Raw genomic sequence first — 16,557 nt, forward strand, 5'->3', positions numbered from 1 at the left:
CCAGATCGCGTCCGCGAGGGCGGCGAGGCCCCGAGGCAGGTCGCGATTTCCCTAGACGGATACCGGCTTGGAAATCCCCGAAGAAAATATGCCGAAGGACAGACGCGGGCCGTCTCCCCGCCCGGCGGCGGACGCCGCCGGATCAGGCTGCGGGCCGCGGCTTCAGCTCAGCAGCAGCAGGCCCCCGGGCAAGGCCCGCGCGCTGAGACCAAAGGAGTGCTGCAGTTGCAGCAGCGCCTTGTCGAGTTCGGCCAGTTTGAAGCGGGCGCTGAGGGTCTTGCCGCGCGGCACGCTGTCCATCAGCACCACCCGGCCCGGCCGGTAGCGGTTGATCTCGGCCACCACCATGTCGAGGGAGGCCTGGCGGAACACCATCTCGCCCCGCCGCCAGGCCAGCGCGTCCATCGGGTCTATGGCGGCGATGCCGCTGATGGACTGCTGGTTGTAGACCGTCTGCTGCGCGGCCTGCAGCACCCGCTTGGCGGCGGGATGGGTGACCAGGATTTCGCCCTCCAGGCAGGTGACGCAGCTGCGGCCCGCCAGGTGGCGCACTTCGAAACGCCCGGCCTCGGTGCTCACCCGCCCTACGCCGGCGGTAACGCCGAAAAGCCGCCGGGAGGCGGGCACCTCCACCATCGCCTCGCCATCCAGCAGTTCCAGCCCGGCGATGCCGTCCTCCGCCGCCAGCCGCCGGACGCGGGTGCGGGTGTTCAGGTAGGCGCTGGCCTCGCCTTCGAGCGCGACGGCGAGCTGTTCGCCGGCAGCGGTGCGGTAGTCCGCGCCCCGGCCATCCAGCGCCGGCAGCAGGCCCGGCGCCACGTAGGCGGCCACGCCGGCGGCAGCGCCCATGCCGACCATGGCGCCGAGAAAGGCGCGGCGGGTTGCAGGCCCGGTGCGCAGGGTTCTGCGGTGATAGCCGGCGACTCCGGCATCCTCGCGCAGCATCTGCCCCAGGGCCGGTTTCAGCAGTGCCCATTGCGCCCTGGCTTCGGCGAAGGCGGCACGATGGCGCGGATCGGCCTCGCACCAGTGGCGGAACCGTTCCGCGTCCGAACGGGTGGCGGTGCCCGAGGTCAGCTTGCGCACCCACGCCAGCGCCTGTTCGCGCAGAGCTTCGAGTTCAGCGTCGGCTTCGTCGGTGGGCTGGGTCATCGTCCTGGTCCTGCAACACGGGGAAAACGGCCACGGCAGGCGCCGGGCCATATCCCAAGACGATTGCCGGAGGGCAAATCCCCCAGCCGCATCACTGCGCTTCCCCGTTGCGCCGGCTCAGGCGGGCGGCGCACAGCGCCTGCGCCGCCTTCAGCTCATGCTCCACGACGCGGACGGAGACGCCGAGGTGATGGGCAACGTCCTTGTGCGCCCAGCCTTCCCAGCGCACCAGGATCAGGATCTCCCGCCGCCGCGCCGGCATGCGGGACAGGATGTCCTGCAGCTCCCGCAGCTGGGCCCTGTCCTCCGCCACCTTCGCCGGGCCGGGCGCCGGGTCCGGCACCATCTCCATCAGGGCATCCACTTCGTCGGAAGACATCAGCATGTGACCCTCGGCGCGCTTGACGTCTATCGCCAGGTTGACCGCCATGCGGGTCAGGTAGGCCTGGGGGTTCTTGACCGGCCCGGCGATGTTGGCCGCCTCCAGCCGCAGCCAGGTTTCATGCAGCGCGTCGCCGGCCAGGTCCGGGCTGCCCAGCTTGAGCGCCAGGCTGTGGCGTATGCGTTCGTAGCGCTGCACCAGGATGCCACGCAGCTGGCTGAGCATGTCTTCCGCCATGTTCAGGACACGGGAGCGAAGCTGTCGCGTGGGTCGGTTGCCGCCTTGCTCATTCGCTCACTCCTCGTCTGTCGATAGGGATGTGTTGTTGTTCGTCGCCTGTTGTCCGCCCTGCCGCATCGGCGTCCGCCAGGCAGGCGCCGGCCGGACCGGCCGCGCCGGGCAGCAGCGCCAGCGTGAGCGGCTGCGGCAAGCCCGGTGGCGGTGGCGCCATCCGCAGGGCTTTCAGGCTGCCGCGGATGGCCGCGTCCCTGCGCTCATCGCCGGTGGACGAGATCAGCTCGATCCCATCCAGCAGCCCCGAAGGCCGGACGCTGAAGCGGACGATGGCCCGGTAGGCACCGGGTGCGCTGAGCGGATCCCTGCACAAGGCCTGCCAGACCTGCACCTGCAAGGCGGCGTCGTAGTCGCGGCGGCCGGCGGCGACCGGACTTGCCGCCCGGTTGCCCGCCTCCCGCCTCAGCACGAAGGCCTCGCCCTGCTGCCCGCCCACATCGTCGGCAAGCAGCCCGGTATTCCCCAGCAGGGTCTGCAGGGCGTCCCTGGGGGTGTGGCGTCCATGCACCGGCGCCGAAACCAGCCCGGCGACCAGCTCATCGATGAACACCACCGACTGTCCGGAAAGCACTGCATAGGATTTCAGCGCGGCCGCCAGCGGCTGGGCCGGCAGATCGAAGTCGATCGCCCTCGCCTGCGGCGACACCAGCGACGGCGGTTCCTCCGCTCCCGCCGGGCTGGCGCCGGCAAGCCCGAGGACAAGCGGGAAGAAGCACGTCCACAGCCGTGAAAGGCCAGCCGCTTCTCCCCAGGCAATCGCCACCGCCCTCTCCCACAGCTTCGCTCCCACCGTCCTCCCGCCCTGCAGCCTTCGGGCCGCCGGGGTCGTGGAAAGCCCCCGGCAATCCAGCTCGAAGCCGTCGCGGAGATGGAATTATTAGGACGGTATATGTCGGAGGTGTGACAACGGAGCACCCAGGCCGGCGCCTTGCGCGACCCCGGCGAGCAGGCCTGCGCGCTATGCGGAAAGGCTGGAAACACCGCGGGAAAGTGCGTTTTCGGGAAGAGACTCAGCGCGGGCCGGCGGGTGTTGCCCGCAGCGCCCGGGTGACACGAGAGAATGGCTCCCGGCCGAGCAAGCGGCTGATCCAGGCGGCGGTATCGACCAGGCGGTCCAGATCGAGGCCGGTCGCTATGCCCAGGCCGTGCAGCAGCCAGACCAGATCTTCGGTGGCGACGTTGCCGGCGGCGCCCGGCGCGTAGGGACAGCCGCCCAGGCCGGCGACCGAGGCGTCGAAGGTGGCGATGCCGAGTTGCAGCGAGGCGTAGACATTGGCCGCGGCCATGCCGTAGGTGTCGTGGTAGTGGCCGGCGAGGCGCTGTGGCGGCAGATGGCGCATTACCGCTTCCAGCATGCGGCTGATGCTGGCGGGGTTGCCCACGCCTGTCGTGTCGCCCAGCGAGATTTCCTCGCAGCCCATGCCGGCCAGCGCGCTGGCCACCGCGACGACCGCCGCTGGTGCGATCTCGCCTTCGTAGGGACAGCCGGCGGCGCAGGACACATAGCCGCGCACTCGCACCTGCGCCTGCCTCGCCCGCTCCACCACTGGCTTGAAGCGCTGCAGGGATTCGGCGATGGAGCAGTTGATGTTGCGCTGGCTGAAGCGCTCGGAGGCGGCGGCGAACACCGCGACCTCGGTGGCGCCTGCCGCCAGCGCGGCTTCCAGGCCCCGCAGGTTGGGCACCAGCACCGCGTAGCCAACGCCGGGCCTGGACTCTGCGAGCACACCGGCCAGCACCGCTGCCGCGTCCGCCATCTGCGGCACCCACTTGGGCGAGACGAAGGCGGCGACCTCGATGCTGCGCAGGCCGGCGTCCTGCAGCCGGCGTATCAGCATCAGCTTGTCCGCGATGGCGATGGGCTGGCGCTCGTTCTGCAGGCCGTCGCGCGGACCGACCTCGACAATGCGGACCTGGGCCGGCAGCTTCATGGCGCTGCCTCCGTCTGCGGCGGGGACGCCGGCGCGAAATCCAGCAGGTCGGCGCCCTCCTCGACCTGCTCGCCCACCCGGTAACGCAGCCGCTTCACCACGCCGGCTGCAGGCGCGACGATGGTGTGCTCCATCTTCATCGCCTCCAGCACCAGCAGCGGCGCGCCCTTGCCAACGCTGGCCTCCTCTTCCGCCAGCACCTCAATCACCTTGCCCGGCATCGGCGCCCGCAGGTGCCCGTCGCCACCCTCCTCCCGCCGCTCGCCAGCGTGTTGCAGCGGCGACAGGAAGCTCAGTTGCCAACTGCGACCAAGCAGGAAAAGCGTGCGGTGCTCGCCGTCGGCGATGACCTTCGCCTTCAGCCTGATGCCGTTCAGCGTCACCGCCAGTTGGCCCGCTGCGCTGGCAGCGACTTCGGCGCGGATTTCCCTGCCCGCCAGCCGCAGCAGGTAGGCCGCCGGGCCGCGATTCGTCACCTCGATCTGCATCGCCTCGGCATCACCCTCGGAAGGCGACGCCGGCTGCGCGCGGAAGCCGAAGCGACGGCAAGCCTCCGCATTCATCCGCCAGCCATCGCAGGCGTGCCAGGGCGAGGCTGGTTCGGCGCTGCGGCTGGCCAAGGCTGCCGCTTCCGTCTGTTGACGCAGCAGTTCGTCCAGGGCGGCGACGCACCAGGCTTCGTCCGGCACCGGCTCGGCGGCGGGAAAGAGCCAGGCCTGTTCCCGCTCTATCAGGCCGGTATCCAGGTCGCCGGCGGCGAAGGACGGACTGGCGACCAGCCGCCCGAGGAAGTCGACGTTGTTGGCGACACCGGCCACCTGCAGATCCGCCAGCGCTTGCCGCATCCGTGCCAGCGCGCGGGCGCGGCTGTCCTCCGCCAGCCCTGCGCCGGCGGCCGTGCCTTCATCCCAGACGATGAGCTTGGCGATCATCGGGTCGTAATGCGGGCCGAGCTCGTCGCCCTGCTCCACGCCGGCATCCAGCCGCACATGGCGGCTCTGCGCCGGCAGGGCCAGGTGCTGCAGGCGGCCGGTGGCGGGCAGGAAGCCCCGCGCCGGGTCCTCGGCGTAGATGCGGGCCTCCAGCGCGTGGCCGCGGATGCGCAGCCCGGACTGCGCCAGCGGCAGCGGCTCGCCGGCCGCCACCCGCAGCTGCCATTCGACCAGGTCCAGGCCGGTGATCATCTCGGTCACCGGGTGCTCCACCTGCAGCCGGGTGTTCATCTCCATGAAGTAAAAAGGCCCACCGCGCAGGAAATCCTCCCCGGCGATGAACTCCACCGTGCCGGCGCCGACGTAGCCCACCGCCCGGGCCGCCTCCACCGCGGCGCGGCCCATCTCGGCGCGACGTTCGGCGCTCATGCCCGGCGCTGGCGCTTCCTCCAGTACCTTCTGGTGGCGGCGCTGAACCGAGCAGTCGCGCTCGAACAGATGCACATAGTTGCCGTGGTGGTCGCCGAACACCTGGATCTCGATATGGCGCGGCCGCGTCAGATAGCGCTCCAGCAGCACATGCGCACTGCCGAAGCTGGCCGCCGCCTCGCGCTGGCAGGCGGCCAGCGCGGCGGCGAAATCCGCGCTGCGCTCCACCCGGCGCATGCCCTTGCCGCCGCCACCGGCTGCGGCCTTGATCAGCAGCGGATAGCCGATGGCGTCCGCCTGCGCCTGCAGGTGGGCGGGCGATTGCTCATCGCCGTGGTAGCCGGGCGCCAGCGGCACGCCGGCCCGCTGCATCAGCTTCTTGGCTTCGGACTTGGAGCCCATGGCCTGGATGGCGGCGGCTGGCGGGCCGATGAAGACGAGGCCGGCGGCCTCGCAGGCGGTGCAGAAACCGGCGTTCTCCGACAGGAAGCCGTAGCCGGGGTGGATGGCCTGGGCGCCGCTGGCGAGCGCGGCGGCAATGATGCGGTCCCCGGCGAGGTAGCTCTCCCGCGCCGGCGCCGGGCCGATGCGCCGCGCCTCGTCGGCCAGCCGCACATGGCGGGCGCCGGCGTCCGCGTCGGAGTACACCGCCACGGTGCCGATACCCATGCGCCTGGCCGTGCGGATGACGCGGCAGGCGATCTCTCCCCGGTTGGCGATCAGGATCTTGTTGAACATCCGCTTTCTCCTGCGCAGGCTCAGGCCGCCGCCGGCCGCGGCCGGAACAGCCGGCGGATGAAGCGCCACAGCGTCATGATCAGGGCCAGCGCCAGCAGCAGGAACACCGCCAATCCGGCGAGGAACCACAGCGGCTGATGCAGCAGCGCCCACAGGCCGCCGAGGAAGAGCGCGTCCTCGCCCAGCGAGGCGCCGATATTGCTGGCCGGCTCCGGCGAAGTGTTGATCGCGGCGCGGGCGCCGGCCTTGGCGAGATGGGTGCCGGCCGCCAGCGTGCCGCCGGCCAGCGCGGCCGCCACCTGCATGGCGCCGCCCTGGTCGCCCATCACCGCCGCGGCCAGCGCGGCGCCGGCCGGGATGCGGATGAAGGTGTGCAGCGCGTCCCACAGCGAATCCAGCCAGGGCAGCTTGTCGACGAAGAACTCGGTGACCAGCATCAGCGCCGATAGCCCCAACACCAGCGGATGGCTCAGCACCTCCAGTTCGCCGGGTAGCTGCACGCCGCCGAAGCGCCCCAGCGCGCCGAGGGCGAACACCAGCGCATAGAGCCGCAGCCCGCTCGCCCAGCCGATGCCGGCGGCCAGCGTCGCCAGCGAGGCGAGGTCCAGCGGCAAATCGCGCCAGTCCAGCAGTGGCGTCAGGCCCTGCAAGGTGCTGCCTAGGCTGCCCAGGTCGCTCAGGCTGTCCATGCCGCTGCCCTCATTCTCCTGCCCCACCCTTCGACACCCAACTCGGCGGGCGCTTGGCGAGAAAGGCGGCCAGCCCTTCCTGCGCCTCCGGCGTGGTGCGCAGTTCGGCGATGCGGCAGGCGCTGTCCTCTGCCACCGCCTCATCTACCGCCCGCCTGGCCACCGCGCGGATCAGCGCCTTGGCCGCCGCTTGCGCCTTCGGCCCGCCCTGCAGCAAAGCGGCGGTGATCTCCGCTACCCGGGCGTCCAGCGCCGCATCCTCCACCACTTCATGGACCAGCCCGAGCCGGGCTGCCTGCACGGCCGGAAGCCGCTCCGCGCTGAGGAAGTAGCGGCTGGCCTGACGCTCGCCGATGGCGCGGATCACGTAGGGGCTGATCGCTGCCGGGATGATGCCGAGGCGCACCTCCGAGGTGGCGAACATTGCGCTCTCGCCAGCAATGCAGATGTCGCAGGCGGCCGCCAGCCCCATGCCGCCGCCCAGCGCCGCGCCCTGCACCCGGGCGAGGGTGGGTTTGCGCAACTCGGCCAGGGTGCGCAGCATGCCGGTGAGTTTGCGTGCGTCCGCCAGGTTGTCCGCCGGGCTGGCCTGGCCGGCGGCTTTCATCCAGTTGAGGTCGGCACCGGCGGAAAAGCTCTTGCCGCGGCCGGCGAGCACCAGCAGGCGCACGCCCTCGTCCTCCTCCAGCGCGCGGCAGGCGGCGTCCAGCTCGGCGATCAAGCGGGCGTTGAAGGCGTTGTGCACCTCGGGGCGGTTCATCCACAGGGTGGCGACGGCGCCTTCCCTCACGATCTCCAGCGTTTCGTACATGCGCGCCTCCTACATCCGGAACACGCCGAAGCGGGTTTCGGGAATCGGTGCGTTGAGCGCGGCGGACAGGCTGAGGCCGAGGATGCGCCGCGTCTGCGCCGGGTCTATCACGCCGTCGTCCCACAGTCGCGCAGTGGCGTAGTAGGGATGGCCCTGGGCCTCGTACTGCGCGCGGATGGGCGCCTTGAAGGCCTCTTCCTCTTCCGCGCTCCAGTCGCCGCCCTTGGCCGCGATGCCGTCGCGGCGCACGGTGGCGAGCACGCTGGCGGCCTGTTCGCCGCCCATCACGCTGATGCGCGCGTTCGGCCACATCCACAGGAAGCGCGGCGAATAGGCGCGGCCGCACATCCCGTAGTTGCCAGCGCCGAAGCTGCCGCCGATGAGGGTGGTGATCTTGGGGACCTGCACGGTGGCCACCGCCGTCACCATCTTGGCGCCGTCCTTGGCGATGCCGCTGTTCTCGTACTTGCGGCCGACCATGAAGCCGGTGATGTTCTGCAGGAAGAGCAGCGGGATGCCGCGCTGGCCGCACAACTCAATGAAGTGCGCGCCCTTCTGCGCCGACTCGCCGAACAGGATGCCGTTGTTGGCGACGATGCCCACAGGGCAGCCGTAGAGTCGGGCGAATCCGGTGACCAGCGTGCTGCCGTAGCGGGCCTTGAACTCGTCGAAGCGGGAGCCATCCACCACCCGGGCGATGATCTCGCGCACCTCGTAGGGCTTGCGGCTGTCCGCGGGCAGGATGCCGTAGATCTCCGCCGGGTCGTACAGCGGCGCCTCGCCTTCGCCGACGGCCAGCTCCGGCCGCTTGCGGCGGTTGAGGTTGGCGACGATGCGGCGGGCGATCAGCAGCGCATGGGCGTCGTCCTCCGCCAGGTGGTCGGCGACGCCGGAGAGCCGGGTGTGCACATCGCCGCCGCCCAGCTCCTCCGCGCTCACCACCTCGCCGGTGGCCGCCTTCACCAGCGGCGGGCCGCCGAGGAAGATGGTGCCTTGGTCGCGGACGATCACGGTTTCGTCCGACATCGCCGGCACATAGGCGCCGCCGGCGGTGCAGGAGCCCATCACCACCGCGATCTGCGGGATGCCGCTGGCGGACATGGTGGCCTGGTTGTAGAAGATGCGGCCGAAGTGCTCGCGGTCGGGGAAGACCTCGTCCTGCCTGGGCAGGAAGGCGCCGCCGGAGTCCACCAGGTAGAGGCAAGGCAGCTGGTTCTGCTGGGCGATCTCCTGCGCCCGCAGGTGCTTCTTCACCGTCATCGGGTAATAGGTGCCGCCCTTCACCGTGGCGTCGTTGGCGATGACCATGCACTCCACATCCTCCACCCGCCCGACGCCGGCAATGAGGCCGGCGGCTGGCGCCTCGCCGTCGTACATGCCATGGGCGGCGAGCTGGCCGATCTCCAGGAAGGCCGAGCCGGGGTCCAGCAGTTGCTCCACACGGTCCCGCGGCAGCAGCTTGCCGCGGGCGGTGTGGCGGGCCCGCGCGGCTTCGCCGCCGCCCAACGACACCTCGGCCACCCTGGCGCGGAGATCGTCCACCAGTTGGCGCAGCGCGGCGGCGTTGGCCTGGAAGGCTGCGCTGCGGACGTCGATTGCGGATTTGATGACGCTCATGCGCGGCCCCCCGTTACTGCCGCGGCCGTAGCGCGGCCGCAGCAGTCCGGCAGCCTCGCCCCTGATAGTCGCATCGGCTGCATCCGCATCTCAGGCCGTCTCCGCGAACAGCTCGCGGCCGATCAGCATCCGCCGGATCTCGCTCGTGCCGGCGCCGATCTCGTACAGCTTGGCGTCGCGCCACAGGCGGCCCACCGGATACTCGTTGGTGTAGCCGACGCCGCCCAGGGCCTGGATGGCCTCGCCCGCCATCCAGGTGGCCTTCTCCGCCGCGTACAGGATGGCGCCGGCGGCGTCCTTGCGCAGCGTGCGGGCATGCGCCGCGCTGTCGCAGGCGCGGCCGACCGCGTAGACGTAGGCACGGGTCGCCATCCAGGTGGAGTACATGTCGGCGAGCTTGCCCTGCATCAGCTGGAACTCGCCTATCGGTTGGCCGAACTGCTTGCGCTCATGGAGATAGGGCAGCACCACGTCCATGCAGGCGGCCATGATGCCCAGCGGGCCGCCGCACAGCACCGCGCGTTCGTAGTCCAGGCCGCTCATCAGCACCCGGGCGCCCTGGCCGACGCCGCCGAGCACGTTCTCGTCTGGCACTTCCACATCGTCGAAGAACAGCGGATAGGTGTTGGAGCCGCGCATGCCCAGCTTGTCCAGGTGCTTACCGTGGCTGAAGCCCTTCATGCCCTGCTCGACGATGAAGGCGGTGAGGCCGGCCTTGCCGGTGGCGCCGGCGTCATCGCTGCGGGCATAAACGACCAGGACGTCGGCGTCGCCGCCATTGGTGATCCACATCTTGCTGCCGTTGAGGCGGTAGCGGTCGCCGACCCTGTCGGCGCGCAGCTGCATCGCCATCACGTCCGAGCCGGCGCCCGGCTCGGACATCGCCAGCGCGCCGACCTGCTCGCCGGCAATCAGCCCCGGCAGGTAGCGGCGCTTCTGGGCCTCGCTGCCGTTGCGGCGGATCTGGTTGATGCACAGATTGGAGTGGGCGCCGTAGGACAGGCCCACCGCGGCCGAGGCGCGCGACACCTCCTCCAGCGCCACGACGTGCGCGAGGTAGCCCAGCCCGGCGCCGCCGTACGCCTCCTCGGCGGTGATGCCGTGCAGCCCCAGGCTGCCGAGCTTGCGCCAGAGGTCGGCGGGGAAGCGGTTCTCGCGGTCGATCTCGGCCGCACGCGGCGCAATCTCTTCGGCGGCGAAGCGCCGCACGCTGTCGCGCAGCGCCTCCACCGTGTCGCCGAGCTGGAAGTCCAGGCTGGGAATCTGCATCGCGCTCTCCTCCTCGTTCCGGTGCGAGGGCCTCGCCTGCAAGCGCTTGCGCGTGGCGGCGGACCATGCTCGCAGCCTAGTCGCACGCAGGCCGCGCGCAGGGCCAAAGAGGTTGCAAATCGTGCCAGCCGGTCTAGCATGCGGCGGATGATGGATACCGCCCCCCGCTCGCCGCCCCCGCCGCTCGCCCAGGACCCGAGGCTGGGCGTGGCCGCCACGCCCATGGCCTTCATATGCGCCATCGCCGACGCCTACCGGCTGCGTGGCCTGTCTCCGGCAAAGGCGCTCACACTGGCACATATCGCGCCGCAGCAACTGCAGCAGGAGGAAGCGTGCGTCACCGCACTGCAGCTGGAGTTGATGTCCGCCGCCGCGATGCAGGAGCTGGACGACGAAGCGCTGGGCTGGTTCTCGCGCCGCCTGCCCTGGGGCAGCTACGGCATGCTGTGCCGCGCCTCGCTGGGCGCGGCCGACCTCGGGCTGGCGATCCGGCGCTGGTGCCGCCATCACCGCCTGCTTACCGAAGATGTATCGATGCGGCTGGAGACTGCCGATGGCCGCGCCACCCTCAGCCTGCACAGGACTGCCGAGCCGCCCGGCCTCAGCGCCGGCATGCGCGAGTTCTGCAGCCTTGCCTTGCTGCGCTACCTGCTGGGCTATGCCTGCTGGGCGGTGGACTCCCGCATCGTGCTGCAGGGCGCGGGCCTTCCCTTCTCGCCGCCGGCGCATGCCGGGGTCTATCCCCTGCTCTTCTCTTGCCCGGTGCGCTTCGACCAGGCCTGCGCCTGGGTGAGCTTCGACGCCGATTACCTTGCGCTGCCGCTGCGCCGCGACTCCCGCGCGCTGGACCTGATGCTGAAGCGCGCCCTGCCGCTCACCGTGCTGCAGTACCGCCGCGATCGCCTGCTGGTGCAGCGTGTGCGCGAAGCCCTGCGGGCGCAGACCGCCGACCTCGGCAGTCAGGGACTCACCGCCGAAGCCATCGCCAGCCGCCTCAACCTCTCCAGTCGCACGCTGCACCGCCAGTTGCGGGAGGAAGGCGCCTCGCTGCAGCAGTTGAAGGACGAGGTACGCTTCGCCATCGCCGCCGAACTGCTGACCCGCAGCCGGCGGCCGGTGAAGCAGATCGCGCTCGCGGCCGGCTTCAACAATGAGAAGAGCTTTTCGCGCGCCTTCCGCTCGTGGAGCGGAAAATCGCCGCTGGCCTATCGGGACGGGAGCGGGTAAGTGAAAGCCGCGGGCTTTCCCCCTCTTCCCCGCGCAGGGGGAGAGGGGAGAACGCTGCGACAACCAACTATCTCGGCACGCTACGTGCGCACCGCTGCGTACAGGGTCTTGATCAGGTCGGACTGAGTGATGATGCCCACCAGCCGGCGCTGTCCGTCGATGATGGGGATATGGCGGTGGCCGCCCTCGGAGAACACCGGTACCAGGTCGATGAGCAGACGGTCAGTGCTGGAGACCCGCACCTGCCGGCTCATGATCTGGCCCACCGTGTGCGCCGCCGGCTGCAGCCGGCTCTTGGCCTGGCGGAATAAGGCCCGCAGCCTATGGGTCAGGCCCTCGTGGGCGTCCAGGTCCACCTGCCGCATGAAGTCGGCCACCGTCACGATACCTACCAGGTGGTGCTGGTTGTCGATTACCGGCAGGGCCTTGACCTTGTGGCTGCGCATCAGCCCCCAGGCCTGCCGCAGCGACATGTCCGCCCGCGCGGTGACGGGCGCCGGCGTCATCGCCTGGCCACAGCGCAGGTCGCCCAGGGTGCGTTGGTAGGCGGCAGCCTCGGCCTCTTCCAGCAGCGCCTCCAGGTCGTCGCGGCTGACGTCCAGGATCTGGTTGTAGCGCGCCAGCGCCGCGTCCAGGTCGAGGCGCCGAAGATGGCCGCTCTCGGGCTCCGCAGCCACGGCACGCTCCACATGAGGCCAGCGCCGCCGGGTGAGGTTGTTGTAGAGCAACCCCGCCGCAACCAGCAGGGCGGAGTCCAGCAATACCGGCTCCAGGGCGAAACCGAAGTCATGGCAGTTGATCAGCACCATCAGCAAGGCCGAAGCCCCGCCGGGCGGATGCAGGCAGCGCAGGGCGAGCATCAACGCGATCGCCACTCCCACCGCCAGCGCTGCGGCGAAAGCCGCGTCCGGGATCCAGCGGGCGCAAGCGATGCCGACCAGGGCCGACAGGGTATTGCCGCCTATCACCGGCCAAGGCTGGGCGAGCGGGCTCGCTGGCACGGCGAACACCAGCACCGCACTCGCGCCCAGTGGCGCGACCAGCGCCGCCGCCAGCGCCCCGCGGCCGGCGTCGCCACTGCCGTGCGCCAGCCATATTCCGCCGAGCGCGGCGACGAGGATCCCAAGCGCCGCGCCGCAACTGGCGCGCAGGCGTTCCCGGTAGTCGATGGAAAAAGGCTTGGGCCAGAGCGCCTTCGCGCTGGCGAGAAAGGCGGCGCGAAGGCGCTGGAGGAAGGTCGTGCTTGGAATCTCTGACATGGCAACCCACTGCCCCGCCACGTCGTCTGACGGGCGGACCTTACGAACAAGGAGGACCGGTCGGTCCCCACTGCGAGCGGCATTGCCTGCGGATTTCCGCGCCTTTGCGGAGGCTGGATTCTAGCTTGTAGAGAGGCTGTGGGGAGGTGGCTTTCCGGCGCGTGGGCCGCGTCGTGTTCTAGGGCCGGGGCGCGGCACAATGTACCGCTCCAGCCGGCCTTCCGATCGAGAACAATCCCGAGGGAGGCTAGCCGGCGGCCCGAGGGTCTGATGAAGCCTTGCCCCGAACCGCGGCGGCTACCTCAGCCGAGGCCGCGCGCTACCAGGCTCGCGCACAGCAGGATGGGCGGGATCAGGATCAGCTGCGCCATCATCCATCCTCGCAGCGCCTGCAATTCCCCGCTGGCGGGCGGCTCCGCGCGCCGACGCCAGCGGAGGATGCGCAGGGTGGGCTTGAGCGACAGCAGCCCGATCGCCAGGAAGCAGGCCAGCTTCGCCCAGAAGACATGGCTGCCCAGGTAGTAGGCCCAACCCTTCGCGCCCCACAGCAGCCGGGCGCCGCCGGCCAGCAGCAGCAAACCCGCCACCGCGCCGTAGCTCATGTCCAGCCGTGCCAGTAAGGTGACGAGGCGGCGGTCCGGCGGCTGGCCGGCCACCACCCATTCTGCGAACAGCAGTGCTGCCAGCGCGAAGGCCAGAAGGTGATGCGCGGAGGCGAGCAAGGCATCGGGCAAGTAAGGATTCATGCCTGCACCCTCGCTTCGGCCGCGCTGCCGCCAGCCTGCTCTGCCGGCACCGCGAAGGGCCTGGCCCCCACGCAATACAATGCCCAGGCAATGAAGAGCGGTTGGAAGAGTGGCCGTATCCAGAAGTACCATGCGCCGAACTCCAGCCCGCTCACCGTCTGTCCCTTGAGCGCCACGTTGATGTTCGCCGCCACCACGCAGACCAGCATGACGGCCAGCCAGATACCCGCCTGCCGCCGCAGCCCAGGCAGACCCAGCCGGGCAAGGAGTGCCCCCGGCAGCAGCAGACCGATGGCGCCCGCGATCTCGGCGAGGCCGGTGAAGTAGACCAGCGCCATCGCGTAATCTGCCAGGGCGTCCGGGATCATGGGTGCATATCGGGTGGCCGCGTTGAGGAAGTGATCGCAGCCGGTGAAGAGGAAACCCAGGGCCAGCCCCCAGCGCATTGCCCCACGGAGGTCGAGCGCCCCTCCGGCCAGGCGGGCAAGCGTCCAGGAGAACCCGGACGCCAACGAGATCAGGATGAGAAAGCTCATGGAAGACTCCAACGTGTTTACAATGGAAACATTTTTACTCCTGGATGTTAACGGTGTCAACATAAAGGTATGATTCGATGAGCAGTCCCTACCACCACGGTGACTTGAAGGCGGCCTTAGTCGCATACGCCCGCGAGCAGATGGAGCACACCGGCTTCGACGGACTGTCGATGCGGGAGATGGCGAAAGCGGTGGGCGTCTCCCACACCGCGGCCTATCGCCACTTCGCCGACAAGAAGGCCCTGCTGGATGTCGTCGCCACCGAGAGCTTTTCCGAGTTGCTGGAACTCACCCGGCAAGGTGCCGCCTCTGCCCCTGCGGAGCCGAGAAGCCGCCTGCAGGCCAGTGGAATGGCCTATGTGCGCTTCGGCCTCAGCGCGCCCCGCCGGCTGGCGCACATGTTCAGCTCGATGGAGGCGCCGCAGGCCAGCGAAACCCTGCGGGCGGCGGGCTTCGGACTGTTCGCCTTCCTCGAGGGACTAGTGGGCGCGGGCCAGGCCGCGGGGGTGTTCCGCGCCGGCGATACCTTCCAGTTGTCGCGAGCCTGCTGGGCCATGGTGCACGGCCTCGCCACCCTGCCCAGCCTCACCCGGCTCGCCCACTCGAGCCAGGAACTGGAAACCGCACTGCTCAGCGCCGAAGAGGCGCTGGCGGTATTTCTGGATGGCCTGGCCAGGAAATGAGAGTGAGCGGTGAGCCCCTTGTCTGCGGCCTGCGTATGGTGTCACGGGCGGCCCTTCGGCAATGGGGGATGCATCTTCCCGCCCGGGAAGATGTGCCGAGGAGAAGATAAGGCTGCGTCTAGGCGCTTGCCCGGGCTGAAGAATCGTCGGGCCCGCCGGTGCATCCTGTAGCCATCCTGACTACTTTCGCCGCCGGCGTTTCCCCACGCTCGGGCCCATGTCGGCAGGGAACCGGTGGCGCTCCTGTCAGGCTCGCTGCGTGCACCGACCACACGAAACGCGTCTGCCCGTCCCACGCACGCAGGCGCGCAGGATGCCGGCGATTCGCATCGCCACGCTCCGCCGCCAGCACCCCTTCCATCCGTAGTCCGACTGGGAGCAAGCCGGCAAGGTCGCGCTCGGTTGCGAGGGGCGTCGTCGCAATCCTGCGTCAGCACCAGGCTGGCGCCATGGCGGGGTTCGAGTCCGACGTAATGGCAGGATTGGCGATGACAAACTTCAACTCGCCGGCAGTCACCACCCGCTCCAGGCCGTGGTGGTTCAACTGCACCAGGCTGAAGCGCTAGCCCGGCAGGCTGCGCTGGCGCTAATCCAGCAAGGGGGGGCAACTCTCCCGGAGGCATCGACACCGAGAAAGGCCAGCACGCCGATGCGGACCGCAGGTGGCGATTCGTCGGCCGGAGCCTCCATAGCCGAACGGTTTTACGAGGGGAAAAATCGGGGCCGCAGCGGGGACATGCCCCAAGACCGCCGTTCTAGGGCAGAGGCGGCAAGCGGCGGTGAGCGACGCCGGGCAGTGGAAGAACCTGCCGCTGCTCCTTGGCCAGCGCGGTACGCTCAAAGGCGAAAGTGGGCGCTAGAAATAAGAAAGGGGCTTGCGCCCCTTTCTTCGAAGACTCACAGATTAGATCTCTGCGGTCCATGTATGGAGCGGGAAACGAGTCTCGAACTCGCGACCTCAACCTTGGCAAGGTTGCGCTCTACCAACTGAGCTATTCCCGCATTTTTTCCACTGGAGGCGCGAACCGGAATCGAACCGATGTACACGGCTTTGCAGGCCGCTGCATAACCACTCTGCCATCGCGCCGTACCCGTTTCGGCCGGCTGTCCCCGTATCCGGGAGCCTCTGGACCAGACCTGGATCTGATCCGCAAATCTTTGGAGCGGGAAACGAGTCTCGAACTCGCGACCTCAACCTTGGCAAGGTTGCGCTCTACCAACTGAGCTATTCCCGCTCGGGAAAGACCGCCATTATAGACAGTCTTTTTTACCTGTCAACTTTTTATTTATCGCCGTGGCGCGCCAACCGGGGCATTGCGCGGTGCAGGTAGTACCCCATGGACCAGAGGGTCAGGACCGCCGCAACGTAGATCAGCACTCCACCGATAAACCTAAGGTCGATCGACAGAAGGGGCGCATTGTATAGCAGCAGCGGGATGGCTGTCATCTGCGCCGCCGTCTTCAACTTGCCGACATAAGCCACCGCCACGCTGGAGGATTCCCCCACCCTCGCCATCCACTCGCGCAGCGCGGAGATGGTGATCTCGCGGCCGATGATGACCACCGCGATGATGGCGTCCACCCGTGCCAGCTGGACCAGCAGGATCAGCGCGGCGGCTACCATCAACTTGTCGGCCACCGGATCGAGGAAGGCGCCGAAGGCCGAAGTCTGGCCCAGCGCACGGGCCAGATAGCCATCGAACCAATCGGTGACCGCGGCAATGATGAAGATCAGCGTGGCGAGCTGATTCTGTTGCAGCACCGTCATCCAGCCATCCGGCAGATAGAAGATGCCTACAAACAAGGGGATGAGGGCGATTCTCATCCAGGTGAGGGTATTGGGGATATTGAGTGACATGCGC

General features: G+C 69.3%; 15 protein-coding genes and 3 tRNA genes. 2 read left to right on the plus strand and 16 right to left on the minus strand.

What is annotated here, in order from left to right; translation table 11 throughout:
- Positions 1-162: 162 nt before the first annotated feature.
- The 9 genes from C7389_RS04885 to C7389_RS04920 all read right to left on the minus strand — a co-directional run bounded on the left by C7389_RS04885 (position 163) and on the right by C7389_RS04920 (position 10,244).
- Positions 163-1,152 (minus strand): FecR family protein, encoded by a 990-nt coding sequence (locus C7389_RS04885; RefSeq protein ID WP_162851671.1) that lies wholly within the window; start codon positions 1,150-1,152, stop codon positions 163-165.
- Between the two features lie 91 nt (positions 1,153-1,243).
- Complete coding sequence (locus tag C7389_RS04890; RefSeq protein ID WP_211168213.1) at positions 1,244-1,759, minus strand: RNA polymerase sigma factor; 516 nt, start codon at positions 1,757-1,759, stop codon at positions 1,244-1,246.
- A gap of 61 nt (positions 1,760-1,820) precedes the next feature.
- Positions 1,821-2,591, minus strand: coding sequence for an STN domain-containing protein (locus C7389_RS24805; RefSeq protein ID WP_162851672.1), 771 nt, complete (start codon positions 2,589-2,591; stop codon positions 1,821-1,823).
- A 247-nt stretch (positions 2,592-2,838) separates the two neighbouring features.
- On the minus strand, positions 2,839-3,759 hold the full coding sequence (locus C7389_RS04895) for a hydroxymethylglutaryl-CoA lyase (RefSeq protein WP_133588953.1): 921 nt from the start codon (positions 3,757-3,759) through the stop codon (positions 2,839-2,841).
- Positions 3,756-5,858 (minus strand): acetyl/propionyl/methylcrotonyl-CoA carboxylase subunit alpha, encoded by a 2,103-nt coding sequence (locus C7389_RS04900; RefSeq protein WP_133588955.1) that lies wholly within the window; start codon positions 5,856-5,858, stop codon positions 3,756-3,758. Before C7389_RS04900 ends, C7389_RS04895 begins: the two co-directional genes overlap by 4 nt.
- Before the next feature lie 20 nt (positions 5,859-5,878).
- A complete protein-coding gene (locus tag C7389_RS04905) occupies positions 5,879-6,547 on the minus strand; it encodes a DUF4126 domain-containing protein (RefSeq protein WP_133588957.1) in 669 nt (222 codons plus the stop codon).
- Between the two features lie 10 nt (positions 6,548-6,557).
- Positions 6,558-7,358, minus strand: a complete 801-nt coding sequence (locus C7389_RS04910) for an enoyl-CoA hydratase/isomerase family protein (protein ID WP_133588959.1) — start codon at positions 7,356-7,358, stop codon at positions 6,558-6,560.
- Positions 7,359-7,367: 9 nt separating this feature from the next.
- The gene (locus C7389_RS04915; RefSeq protein WP_133588961.1) at positions 7,368-8,975 is read right to left on the minus strand and encodes a carboxyl transferase domain-containing protein; all 1,608 of its coding nucleotides are present in this window, start codon (positions 8,973-8,975) and stop codon (positions 7,368-7,370) included.
- Between the two features lie 90 nt (positions 8,976-9,065).
- On the minus strand, positions 9,066-10,244 hold the full coding sequence (locus tag C7389_RS04920; RefSeq protein ID WP_133588963.1) for an isovaleryl-CoA dehydrogenase: 1,179 nt from the start codon (positions 10,242-10,244) through the stop codon (positions 9,066-9,068).
- Between the two features lie 147 nt (positions 10,245-10,391).
- Between C7389_RS04920 and C7389_RS04925 the strand changes: the two genes are divergently transcribed.
- Positions 10,392-11,471, plus strand: coding sequence for an AraC family transcriptional regulator (locus C7389_RS04925; RefSeq protein ID WP_246034634.1), 1,080 nt, complete (start codon positions 10,392-10,394; stop codon positions 11,469-11,471).
- 80 nt (positions 11,472-11,551) lie between these two features.
- Here the strand turns inward: C7389_RS04925 and C7389_RS04930 are convergent, their stop codons facing one another.
- From C7389_RS04930 to C7389_RS04940, 3 genes are all read right to left on the minus strand, one after another.
- A complete protein-coding gene (locus C7389_RS04930; protein WP_133588965.1) occupies positions 11,552-12,730 on the minus strand; it encodes an HPP family protein in 1,179 nt (392 codons plus the stop codon).
- A 302-nt stretch (positions 12,731-13,032) separates the two neighbouring features.
- The gene (locus tag C7389_RS04935) at positions 13,033-13,476 is read right to left on the minus strand and encodes a DUF2214 family protein (RefSeq protein WP_133588967.1); all 444 of its coding nucleotides are present in this window, start codon (positions 13,474-13,476) and stop codon (positions 13,033-13,035) included.
- Positions 13,473-14,012 carry a DoxX family protein gene (locus tag C7389_RS04940; RefSeq protein WP_162851673.1) on the minus strand — a complete coding sequence of 180 codons (540 nt, stop codon included), beginning with the start codon at positions 14,010-14,012 and terminating at the stop codon, positions 13,473-13,475. Before C7389_RS04940 ends, C7389_RS04935 begins: the two co-directional genes overlap by 4 nt.
- Before the next feature lie 77 nt (positions 14,013-14,089).
- On the opposite strand from C7389_RS04940, the gene C7389_RS04945 reads away from it, so the two are divergent.
- Positions 14,090-14,695: a TetR/AcrR family transcriptional regulator gene (locus C7389_RS04945; RefSeq protein WP_133588971.1), complete on the plus strand. Its 606-nt coding sequence runs from the start codon at positions 14,090-14,092 to the stop codon at positions 14,693-14,695.
- 926 nt (positions 14,696-15,621) lie between these two features.
- Here C7389_RS04945 and C7389_RS04950 read toward each other — a convergent pair.
- The 4 genes from C7389_RS04950 to pgsA form a co-directional block, all read right to left on the minus strand.
- Positions 15,622-15,697, minus strand: a tRNA-Gly gene (locus tag C7389_RS04950).
- An 11-nt stretch (positions 15,698-15,708) separates the two neighbouring features.
- Positions 15,709-15,782: transfer RNA gene (locus C7389_RS04955), tRNA-Cys, on the minus strand.
- A gap of 72 nt (positions 15,783-15,854) precedes the next feature.
- Positions 15,855-15,930 (minus strand) — tRNA-Gly (locus C7389_RS04960).
- A gap of 47 nt (positions 15,931-15,977) precedes the next feature.
- Positions 15,978-16,553: a CDP-diacylglycerol--glycerol-3-phosphate 3-phosphatidyltransferase gene (pgsA, locus tag C7389_RS04965; protein ID WP_133588973.1), complete on the minus strand. Its 576-nt coding sequence runs from the start codon at positions 16,551-16,553 to the stop codon at positions 15,978-15,980.
- Positions 16,554-16,557: the final 4 nt, after the last annotated feature.

Source organism: Azoarcus indigens, from assembly GCF_004361735.1.
GTDB lineage: Bacteria > Pseudomonadota > Gammaproteobacteria > Burkholderiales > Rhodocyclaceae > Azoarcus > Azoarcus indigens.